The sequence below is a fragment of the Bradyrhizobium sp. CER78 genome, from assembly GCF_029846235.1.
In the GTDB taxonomy this organism is placed as follows: Bacteria; Pseudomonadota; Alphaproteobacteria; order Rhizobiales; family Xanthobacteraceae; genus Bradyrhizobium.
Window position 1 is genome coordinate 58,196 of record NZ_JARVWP010000029.1, and the last position, 8,244, is coordinate 66,439.

At 65.8% G+C, this 8,244-nt stretch carries 8 protein-coding genes; 5 read left to right on the forward strand and 3 right to left on the reverse strand.

Annotated features, from left to right (window positions below; all coding sequences use genetic code 11):
• Nucleotides 1-125 precede the first annotated feature (125 nt).
• A complete protein-coding gene (gene mtgA / locus QDT69_RS35680) occupies nucleotides 126-797 on the reverse strand; it encodes a monofunctional biosynthetic peptidoglycan transglycosylase (RefSeq protein WP_279711151.1) in 672 nt (223 codons plus the stop codon).
• 200 nt (nucleotides 798-997) lie between these two features.
• Here mtgA and QDT69_RS35685 point away from each other — a divergent pair, with 200 nt between their 5' ends.
• Nucleotides 998-1,918, forward strand: coding sequence for a polyprenyl synthetase family protein (locus QDT69_RS35685; RefSeq protein ID WP_050630738.1), 921 nt, complete (start codon nucleotides 998-1,000; stop codon nucleotides 1,916-1,918).
• Between the two features lie 18 nt (nucleotides 1,919-1,936).
• Entirely contained in the window at nucleotides 1,937-2,617 is a 681-nt protein-coding gene (locus QDT69_RS35690) for a DUF1345 domain-containing protein (protein ID WP_279711145.1), read from the forward strand.
• A 231-nt stretch (nucleotides 2,618-2,848) separates the two neighbouring features.
• On the opposite strand, the gene QDT69_RS35695 is transcribed toward QDT69_RS35690, so the two are convergent.
• Nucleotides 2,849-4,738 carry a caspase family protein gene (locus QDT69_RS35695; RefSeq protein WP_279711146.1) on the reverse strand — a complete coding sequence of 630 codons (1,890 nt, stop codon included), beginning with the start codon at nucleotides 4,736-4,738 and terminating at the stop codon, nucleotides 2,849-2,851.
• Between the two features lie 204 nt (nucleotides 4,739-4,942).
• Between QDT69_RS35695 and QDT69_RS35700 the strand changes: the two genes are divergently transcribed.
• On the forward strand, nucleotides 4,943-5,371 hold the full coding sequence (locus QDT69_RS35700; protein ID WP_279711147.1) for a hypothetical protein: 429 nt from the start codon (nucleotides 4,943-4,945) through the stop codon (nucleotides 5,369-5,371).
• Between the two features lie 20 nt (nucleotides 5,372-5,391).
• Here the strand turns inward: QDT69_RS35700 and QDT69_RS35705 are convergent, their stop codons facing one another.
• Nucleotides 5,392-5,862, reverse strand: a complete 471-nt coding sequence (locus QDT69_RS35705; RefSeq protein WP_279711148.1) for a GFA family protein — start codon at nucleotides 5,860-5,862, stop codon at nucleotides 5,392-5,394.
• Nucleotides 5,863-6,028: 166 nt separating this feature from the next.
• Between QDT69_RS35705 and QDT69_RS35710 the strand changes: the two genes are divergently transcribed.
• Together QDT69_RS35710 and QDT69_RS35715 are read left to right on the forward strand one after the other, a co-directional pair.
• Nucleotides 6,029-6,403 (forward strand): nuclear transport factor 2 family protein, encoded by a 375-nt coding sequence (locus QDT69_RS35710; RefSeq protein ID WP_050425854.1) that lies wholly within the window; start codon nucleotides 6,029-6,031, stop codon nucleotides 6,401-6,403.
• A gap of 132 nt (nucleotides 6,404-6,535) precedes the next feature.
• Complete coding sequence (locus tag QDT69_RS35715; RefSeq protein WP_279711149.1) at nucleotides 6,536-8,143, forward strand: Na+/H+ antiporter; 1,608 nt, start codon at nucleotides 6,536-6,538, stop codon at nucleotides 8,141-8,143.
• The last annotated feature ends 101 nt before the right edge of the window (nucleotides 8,144-8,244 follow it).

An 8,244-nucleotide genomic window follows, 5' to 3' on the forward strand; every position in this document is an offset into this window, starting at 1 on the left:
GTCCGAAATGCGGACGGGCTCAGCGCTTCGAAGCGCAAGCTGCGATGCCGGTAAGGCCGCGCTTATAGAGGAAGGCACTCCGTAAAGCTAGGGCTGCAGACAGCAAAAAGCGCCCGAAATCGCGCTCAATCGCCGCGATTTTCGCGCCAGCAGCGCGTCACGGTATTGGCCCGGGCCATGTAGGTTCCGGACAGCCTGCGCACCCCCGGCCCCGGGTTCCGGGCGCTCCTTTTCACCGGATTCGGCAGAATCGCCGCCAGAAGCGCGGCTTCCCGGGGCGACAGCGTCGCGGCGGGGCGGCCGAAGGCATATTGGGCGCCGGCTTCGGCGCCGAATTGCCCGGCCGGGCCCATTTCCGCGATGTTGAGGTAGATTTCCAGGATCCGCTGCTTCGGCAGCACGAAGTCGATCCAGAGCGCCAGCGGCAGTTCCAGCCCCTTGCGGATCACGCTGCGGCCGGACCACAGGAACAGGTTCTTGGCGACCTGCTGGGTGATGGTCGAGCCGCCGCGGGCCACCTCGCCATCCTCGGCATCGTCGAGCGCCTCGCGCAGCGCGCCCCAATCGATGCCCCGGTGCTTGCAGAAATGGGCGTCCTCCGACCCGACCACAGAGCGGGGCAGATAGGGCGATATCGCGCCGAAATCGACCCAATGCCGCGTGACCGGGGCCCCGCGCAGGCTCCGCCACGCCATCAGGGCCGAGACTGGCTGACCGGTGCGGTAGAATGGCGTCACCAGATAGGGCAGCAGCAGCACGGCCAGCAAAAGCAGCAATAAAATTCGGACAATGCGCAAAACGAGGGTTCCCGGGGAGGACCTCTTCAGCAAGGATTTGGTACCCGCCCGCCAGGACACGGCCGACGCCGTCTGATGTCTGTGGGATAATTCACGGTTTTTCCAGCACTTTTAAGGCGCGAATCCGCCGCAGGGTGGAATTGACGAAGCCGATCTCATCAACGATTGTCCGGCCGAAAATCGATCTGGAGCAATTCTTAATGACGACCGGTACTGCAGAGTTTTCCAAGCGGCTGGACCAGACCGCGGAGGATACCGAAGCCCTGCTCGCAAAACTGCTGTCCGACGCGACCGAGAGCGACGAGATCGTGCGCCCGAAGCGGCTGATCGAGGCGATGCGCTATTCGAGCCTCGGCGGCGGCAAGCGGCTGCGGCCGTTCCTGGCGGTCGAGAGCGCCGCGGTGTTCGGCATCCCGCGCGAATCCGCGCTGCTGGTCGGCGCCGCGCTCGAATGCATCCACTGCTACTCGCTGATCCATGACGATCTGCCGGCGATGGACAATTCCGATCTGCGCCGCGGCCGCCCGACCCTGCACAAGGCCTATGACGACGCCACCGCGATCCTCGCCGGCGACGCGCTGCTGACGATCGCCTTCGACATCATCACCCGCGATGCGATCCACAGGGATGCCCAGGTCCGCCTGCTCCTGACCCGCGCGCTGGCGCGCGCCTCCGGCGTCGGCGGCATGGCCGGCGGCCAGATCCTCGACCTTGCCGGCGAAGGCCGCTTCGGCGACCGCGAGCCGGTCGACGTCGCCCGCCTGCAGCAAATGAAGACCGGCGCACTGCTCCGCTTCGGCTGCATCGCCGGCGCGATCCTCGGCCAGGCCTCGCAGAAGGAATACCAGGCACTCGACGATTACGGCAAAGCGCTCGGCGAGGCCTTCCAGATCGCCGACGATCTGCTCGACGTCGAGGGCGACGCTGCCGCACTCGGCAAGCCGGCCGGCGCTGATGCTGCGCTCGGCAAGACCACCTTCGTCACCCAGCTCGGCATCGACGGTGCCAAGCAGCGCGTGCGCGACCTCTTGGCGCGCGCCGACGCCGCACTGTCGGTGTTCGGCGATCGGGGCGACGTGCTGCGCGCGGCAGCCCGCTTCGTCGCAGAACGCAAGAACTAGCGGAAAGCGAAGCGTGAGATGAACAAGGAGTTCGACGACCGCCTTGTTCGTTTCCGCAAGCTGCCGATGCCGGTCCGCGTGGTGGTGGGCCGGCCGCGCACCTTCACTTCGATCATGGTCGGCATCATGGTTGCGCTGTTGATCCCCGGCTCGATGCGCCTCGTCACGCGCCTGCTCGCCGGCTGGGACGCCTTTGCCGCGCTCTATCTCGTGCTCGCCTATGTGATGATGCTGCGCTGTGGTATCGCCCACATCAAGCGCAGCGCCATATTGCAGGACGACGGCCGTTTCCTGATCCTGCTGCTGACCGCGTTCGGCGCGCTGGCGAGCCTGCTGGCCATCGTGTTCGAACTCGGCGCATCCAAGGGCAGCCCGGCCGGACTGGCGGTGGCGATCGTCACCATCACGCTGTCATGGACGATGGTCCACACCGCATTCGCGCTGCATTACGCGCATGATTTCTATCGCGGCAGGAAGCCCGGCGGATTGCAGTTTCCGAGCGGCGACGAGCATACCGACGCCGACTACTGGGACTTCGTCTATTTCTCATTCGTGATCGGCATGACCGCGCAGGTCTCCGATGTCGGCATCACCGACAAGATCATCCGCCGCACCGCGACCGTGCACGGCATCATCTCGTTCGTGTTCAACACCGCGCTGCTGGCGCTGATGGTGAACATCGCGGCGAGCTTGATCTAGCTTCGCGATAGAATTCGGTCGCAAAGCGGCCGCGGCGGCGCTGCGCTCCCTCGCCCCGTTCTTACGGGGAGAGGGTTGGGGGTGAGGGGCTGTGTCCTCAGATTCAGTGATGGCGGAGTTTGCGGAGAGTCCCCTCATCCGAATTCAAGCTGCGCTTGAATTCGACCTCTCCCCGCAGGCGGGGCGAGGTGAAGCGGAGCCCGCCGCGCGATTTGCGGGTCCATTCATCTGCTAATTGCAGACCTCGACATTGCCGACGTTGCCGCCGGGGCCGCCGCCGCCGCGGTACTCGAGATGGCAGCCGCGCCTGACCGGGCGGCACAGATAGGCATCGCACATGATCTGACCGCTGCCGCCGCCTTCCGCCCTGGCACGGCCCTGCGGGCGCGGAATGGCCGCGGACGGGACCTGCGGCTCGCGCTGCGGATTGAAGGCGCGCTCGCGGCGTGACGGACGCTCGTCGCTGTCACGCTTGGCGACAGGCTTCCGCTCGCGCCGCTTCTCGCATTCATTGTCGTCGTTGAGGAACGAGCCCTCGGTACACACGATCCTGGTGCAGCGATCGCCCTCAGCCTTGTAGCCGCGCTCGCAGACCAGCGGGCAGACGCGGGACTGCTTCAGCTTGACGGCATCGAGGGTGTCGACGTTCGCGGTCTTGATATCGAGCTTGGTGCCGGCATAGCGGTTGAACAGCGTCAGCGAGCGCTGCGACGCCGCGTTCCAGTCGCCATCGACGGCGCCGGTCAGGCAGCCGACGCGGCGCAATTCGGTCTGCACCGATTTGACCACATCGGCCTCGGGCGAACCGGCCGCCAGGGCAGCCACGGTCGTGGCCTTCTCAGGGGAAGCCGGCGGAGCTGATGGAGCGGCCGCAGCCTGCGTTGCCGGCTCATCGGGAACCGCCTTGTTCGCCGCGGCGCGATCGGCGAGCGCAGCATCCGCCTGACGCTTCTGCTCGGCGGCCGTGGCCTGCTCCTGCGCGACCTGCTTGGCCCGTTCGGCGGCAAGACGCGCCGCTTCGGCGGCCTTCGCGTCGGCCTCGGCCTTCGCCTGCTGCGCCTTCTGCGCGCCCTCGGCGGCGAGCCGTGCACGCTCCTGCTCGGCCAGACGCGCCTTCTCGGTAGCCGCGACGCGCGCGTCCTCGGCCGCGAACTTCTCGAGCTGCAATCTGGCGAGGTTGGCGTAGTAGCCGCTCGGATACTGGGCGAGGAAAGCGTTCATCGCGTTTCTGTTGCCGATCTGAAGCGCCAGCTCGTAATCGCGGCGGGATTCGGACTGCGGCGTCGGCGCGGGTGCCGTGGGCGCGGCGGCAGCGGCGGGCGCCGGCTTGGCCGGTGCCGGCACCAGCGGCACGTCCTCGCCGCCGAGCGAGCCATAGACGAACGGCTCCTGGCGGTTGTTGGTGGTCTTCAGCACGTCGTCGCGGACATAGCCGAAGGCGCGGCGGACATCGAGTCCGGGGGTCGGCAGGAACTTCGACAGCGCGATCGTGAACGGGCTGTTCTTGCCGTCGCCGTCGGCCGCCGTAGACCCGGCCTTCGCCGAATAGGCGATCAGCACATTGGGGCTGGTCGGCTCGACCTTGGCGAGACCTTGCCCGATCGCCCGGGTCGCCAGCGTCCGCTTCATGGTCTTGGCGAACGGGTTGTCGCGGCAAGCATCGAGGATCACCAGCCGCAGCTTCCGCGCCGGCTCGATCGCGACCAGGATGCGATCGAGCGAAAGCGCCTCGTCATAGACGTCGGTATCGCGCTCCAGCTTGGCATCGACCGGGATCAGGTAATTGGCGCCGTCCACCTCGATGCCGTGGCCCGCATAATAGACCAGCGCGATGTCGGCATCGCGGGCGAGGTCGGCGAATTCGCGCAGCGCGCGGCGGGTCTCGACGGCCGGCAGGTCCTTGCGGAAGTCGACCGCGTCGAAGCCGGCATTCTTCAGCGTCGCAGCCATCACCGAGGCATCGTTGACCGGGTTGGCCAGCGGCGCGGTGTTCCGATAGGCCGAATTGCCAAGCACCAGCGCGACGCGCTTCTCGGCGAAGGCCGGCTGGCAGACGATCAGCAGAAAGGCCGCGACGGCGAGCAGCAACCGATTCAAGTTCAAGAATCCAGACCCGTTCATGGCGACACTCTGGCCGTTTTTTAGCATGCAGGTCCGTCTACCAGAATCAAGCGCGGCACTTTGTGAGACACCTCACGATCCGCGCCGGCGTAGACCATGCCATCCTGACTGTTAGTCGACGAAACCGACCGCCGGTTCGGATTTGGCCGGGCACGCATTTTCGTGCACGATCCGGGCAACGAGAACAGACGCACGGAGGACGTGATGCAGGGCACAAGCGCGGCGGTTCCATCCGCCAGGGCCGGCACGGTCGACGCCAAGTTCGGCGCCATGGTCCGAAACCTCCTCGTCCTTGCGCTGCTGGCCGGCTGCGCCGCGGGCTGTGGCCTGGTCGACGCCGTGTTCGATGGCTTCAAGCACGCCAAGGCCGTGGAGAACGATCTGGTTGCGATGGTCGGGGTCAAACCGGCGGTCGGGTTCAACTGGCACAATGGCCGGCTCACGTCGGTGACCGTCACCTTCCCCAGCCTGCTGCAGGACAAGCCGTTGCAAGAACTTGCCGGCGCTGCGCGCACCGCGGTCGGAAAGGAGTTCAAGCAGCGCGCCGACGACGTCGTGCTGGCCTTCTCGCTGGGGCCGTCCGAGACGTCAGCGGCACAAGCGGACCAGGCTCAGAACAAGAACTTGCCTTGAGCGGATTTATTCCCCGCCATTTATTCCCCGTCTTGCGTCACGTGCTCCTGATATTGCGGCAGGTCGTCCAGGATCGCGTACCAGGGCGCCTTGGAGCCGACGAAGATATGCGCGGTTGGCCGGATCGAAGGCGCGTCGCGCAGCGTGCCCATCGTGACATGGACATAAGCGCCGTTACGGACCTGCGAATAGAGCAGCGACCCGCAGCGGCCGCAATGCGCGTCATGAGTGATCTCATCGCCGTAGATCAGGAGACCGTCGGCGCCGCTGGTGACGGTGAACTTTTCGCGCACAATCCCCGCGAACGGCTTGAACGCCGATCCCGTGGTGCGCCGGCAGTTCGAGCAGTGACAATTCAGCGCATAGGCAAACGCGTCGGCCACCTCGTAGCGCACATCGCGGCAGAAGCATTCGCCGGTCAGGATCATTTCATTCGAATTTGCAGATGCGGTCACAACTTGCTCCTCACGCAGAATTTTGCCGCCGGCCATGGCGCGCTGCGGCGGTTCGCGGCTAAAGTTCTAGAGCCCTTTCCGTTCCGCTTGAATCGGAATGGGGCTCTCGATTCTTGTTTGACGCGTTTTCCTCGCGCGAACCGCTACCCACGTCGCACGAAAACGCTCCTGTAGACCGAAACCCTGCCGGGAGGACCAACCCATGAGCCAAGATCGATCCACCGTCGAAAAGGTCGTGCAAACCTATTTCGACGGCCTCTATGAGAGCAATGCCGACAAGCTCGCCGAAGCCTTCCATCCGAGCGCCGATCTGCGCTGGGTGGAGAAGGGCGAGCTGAAGGTCCTGACCGTGCCGGATTGGCTCGCTTTGGTGCGCAAGCGCACGTCGGCGAAGGCCGAAGGCAAGCCGCGCGAGGACTTCATCGTCACCATCGACCGCTCCGACGACAACACGGCCTTCATCAAGGTGCGTTGCCAGCTGCCGCCGCGCTATTTTACCGACTACCTTGTCGCCATGAAGCTCGCCGACGGCTGGCAGATCGTCTCGAAGTCCTACCGCTACGACCTCAAGGACTGACCGCCGGTCCAACAGCGTCTCCACGACGGCTTTGTGACATCTCATCTCTTTGTCTGAGCATCATGCTCGAGCGGTCCGGCTCCGGCCGGACCGCATTGACTAGCGCTGGTTTCCGGGCGAATTGAGCCCGTTATGGAAGCAAAATTTCAGATCTTTCTCACTTTGCTCGGCGTGCTGGCGGGAACCGCCCTGGTTGCGCGGCGGACCGATATCGCGCCGGCGATCCTGCTGCTGCTGGTCGGCGTCGTGCTGGCCTTCGTCCCGGGCATGCCGTCGCTGGAACTGCCGCCCGAGCTCGTGCTGCTGGTGGTGCTGCCGCCGCTGATCTATTCGGCGAGCGTCGCGATGAGCTGGCGCGAGTTCAAGGCCAATCTGCGGCCGATCATCCTGCTTTCGGTCGGCTGCGTGATCTTCACCGCGTTCCTGGTCGCGGCCGCGACCCATTATCTGATCGGCCTGCCCTGGAGCGTCGGCTTCCTGCTCGGGGCGATCGTCGCGCCGCCGGACGTGGTCGCCCCGCTCGCGATCGCCCGCAAGCTCGGCATGCCCAGGCGCATCCTGGTGATCCTCGAGGGCGAAGGGCTCGCCAACGACGCGACCGCGCTGATCCTGTACCGCTTCGCGCTGGCCGCCATCACCACCGGACTGTTCTCGCTGCCGAAGGCGACCGGCACGTTCTTCGTCATCGTTGCCAGCGAGATCGCGTTCGGCACGGCAGTCGGCTGGCTCAGCCTGCGCGCCCGCCGCAGAGCCCGGGATCCGCAGGTCGAGATCACGCTGTCGCTGATCACGCCCTATCTCGCCTACTGGATCCCCGAGCATTTCGGCGGCAGCGGCGTGATCGCAACCGTCGCCTGCGGGCTCTATATGAGCTGGAACGGACCGCTGCTGATCTCGGCCGCAACGCGCCTGCAGGGCATCTTCTTCTGGGACTTGATCATCTATCTGATCGAGGGCCTGCTGTTCCTGCTGACCGGCTTCCAGATGCGCTCGCTCTACGAGAAGTCGAAGGCGTTTCCGCTGCACGACATCCTGACCGCCACCGTGCTGGTCGCCGTCATCGTGATCGTGGCGCGGTTCCTCTGGGTGTTTCCCGGCACTTATCTGCCGCGCTGGCTCAGCCGGCGGGTGCGCGACCGCGATCCGCTGCCGTCATGGCGGGCGGTGTTCGTGGTCGCCTTCACCGGCGTGCGCGGCGCGGTCTCGCTGGCTGCGGCGCTGGCGCTGCCGCTGACGCTGCCGAGCGGCGAAGCCTTCCCGTATCGCGACCTGATCCTGTTCGTTGCCTTCGGCGTGATCTTCGTGACGCTGGTCGGGCTCGGCCTCGGACTGCCGCCGGTGGTGCGCTGGCTCGGCCTCGCCAGGGACGGACGCAGCGAGCATATCGCCGAGCACGAGCAGGAAATCACCGCGCGGCGCGAGGCGCTGAACGCCGCGCTGAAGTCGCTCGATGCCATCACCGACGACCGCGAACTGTCCGACGAGGTCGTCAAGCTGCTGCGTTCGCGGCACGAGATCCGCATCAACCAGCTGCCCGACGTGCTCGATCCCGACAAGCACGACGTCTCCGCCACCGGCACCGAGCTGACGCGCGAGCTGATCTCCTCCGAGCGCAAGTTCATCCACATGCTGCTGCGCGACGGCAAGATCACCGACGAGACCAGGCGCCGCATCGAGCGCGACCTCGATCTGGAGGAAGCGAGCCTGTCCAACCGGGAGTATCGCAGGATTCCGTTATAGCGCGGTATCCCTCCACACCCGTCATCGCCCGGCTCGACCGGGCGATCCAGTACGCCGCGGCCTCTCGGCTCAAGCACTGCTGCCTCTGGAATACTGGATCG